Below are 2,212 nucleotides of genomic sequence, written 5' to 3'. Positions count from 1 at the left end.
GTAGAGGCTCCAGTCGGGGGTGCCGACAAGCAGAAATGCAGCGAGTGGAACCAAAACCGCGAGCACATCAATAGCGATCGCCGGCGTCCTGTCCCGAACGTCGCCCGCCCGGCGTTTGAGCAGCGTCGCGGCCAGTTCCAGGAGATAGGCTCCCCAAATGACTACGAGCACGGCAGCCAGAGCCAGTCTGCTTCGTCCGGAGATGTTCGGAGTCGTGAGCGTAGCCACCGCCAAARGGCCGGGCGCAGCCAGAACCGCGTTGAGCGGCGCGTATATTCTTAAGAAACGCAGTACCGACATTCTGTGCCCACGAGCCGCTTCTACCTCCAGAATAGAATGCCTTCAAGGCAAGCGCAAAGGTGCTTGCTGGCGTTGCGATGTGCGTCACCGCGGTGAACCCAGATGTCCGGGATTGCTTCGTGACCGGACGTGAACAGACAGGCCACAACCGGTGAGAATGACCCGATCCGGACACAGAGACGGATCGCAAATACTCGGGAGAAACAGAGACCGGCTGGGCGACCAAGCCCGACTGATCAGAGATGGTCCAGTCTATCTTACGGATAAGTCGAGCGAATTTCGGGCTACCTAGCATAGTTCAGTTTTGCCGTGACTGAGTGGTGAAGGCGGCGGTCTCGCGCTAACCAGTCTCCGCCTGAATTCCCTGAAAACAGGAAAGCAGCGAATTCGCTCGCAACAAGGCTTTGCTTCGAAGGCATCGATCGCGATAGGCGCGGATCGCGGCATGAACGGACATTCGAGCAGCGGTTTGCCAGTTTGCCCTTGTGCGAACGCCGGTATTCTTCCTCTGGTCGGCGAAAAGCTGCTTGCGACGTGGGGAAACTGCTAAGGTATGCTTCCGAAGGAAGCGGGGCAACCGAGTATGGAACGACGCCTGACCGCAATATTGGCCGCCGACGTGGTCGGCTATTCCAGGCTGATGGGGCTTGATGAAGCTGGCACGCTGTCGGCGCTCAAGACGCATCGGCGCGAGATGGCCGACGGCAAGATCGCCGAACACCAGGGCCGCATCGTCAAGCTCACGGGCGATGGCATGCTGGTCGAGTTCCCGAGCGTGGTGAACGCAGTGGCGTGCGCCGCTGACATCCAGCGCCGGATGCACGAGCGCAATGTCGACGTGCCGGAGGAGCGCCGCATCGAATTCCGCATCGGCGTCCATCTCGGTGACATCATCTTCGAGGACAACGACATCTATGGCGACGGCGTCAACATAGCGGCGCGCATCGAAAGCATCGCCAAGCCCGGCGGCATCGCGGTGTCCGGCTCGGTCCGCGACAATGTCGGCAACCGGCTCGATCTCTCCTTCGAGGACACCGGCGAGCAGACGCTGAAGAACATCGACCGGCCGGTTCGAGTCTACAATGTCGACCTCTTCGCCGGCGCGGCGTGGCCCAAGCCAGCGCCGGCGAAGGAAAAACCGTCGATCGCTGTGCTGCCGTTCAACAACATGAGCGGCGACCCGGAGCAGGAATACTTCTCCGACGGCATCACCGAGGACATCATCACCGACCTGTCGAAGATCTCCGGCCTGTCGGTGATCGCCCGCAATTCGGTGTTCACCTACAAGGGCAAGTCCGTCGACGTGCAGGAGGTCAGCCGGCGGTTCAATGTCGCAACGGTACTTGAAGGCAGCGTCCGCAAGGCCGGCCAGCGCGTGCGCATCACCGCGCAGCTGATCGACGGCAAGGACAGCACGCATCTGTGGGCCGATCGTTACGACCGTGACCTGACGGACATCTTCGCGATTCAGGACGAGATCACAAAAACGATCGTCGATCAGCTCAAGGTCAGGCTGCTGCCGGAAGAAAAGAAGGCGATCGAGGCGTCGCCGACCGAGAGTGTCGAGGCTTACACCTACTATCTGAGAGGCCGTGAGTTTTTCCACCGCGGCACGAAGCTGAACTACCGGCTCGCCAGACGGATGTTCACGATGGCGATTGAGCTCGACCCTCTCTATGCGCGCGCCTATGCCGGCAGCGCCGATTGCGACTCCTTCCTGTTCCTCGACTACAGCGAGGAGGTGTCGCTCGACGGCATACTGGCCAACGCCGCCAAGGCGCTCGAGATCGAAAGCGGACTGGCCGAAGCGCATGCCTCGCGCGGACTGGCCCTCTCGATCGGCCAGCGGTACGACGAAGCGGATCGAGAATTCGAGCAGGCGATCGCGGGCAACCCCAACCTGTTCGAAACC

Annotated in this window: 1 protein-coding gene and 1 pseudogene; one reads left to right on the top strand and one right to left on the bottom strand. The window is 61.1% G+C overall.

Translation table 11 applies throughout. The features are described from left to right. Positions 1-300 (bottom strand): annotated as a pseudogene (locus ACXJ7R_RS30515) (cyclic nucleotide-gated potassium channel); the annotation flags it as partial. Positions 301-883: 583 nt separating this feature from the next. Between ACXJ7R_RS30515 and ACXJ7R_RS30510 the strand changes: the two are divergent. After that, on the top strand, positions 884-2,212 hold a 1,329-nt coding region (locus ACXJ7R_RS30510; protein ID WP_457155063.1), incomplete at its 3' end, for an adenylate/guanylate cyclase domain-containing protein.

The organism is Mesorhizobium sp. P5_C1, assembly GCF_054049815.1.
Note: the sequence above shows the minus strand (reverse complement) of the source record. Positions and strands in the feature narration are given on the sequence as shown.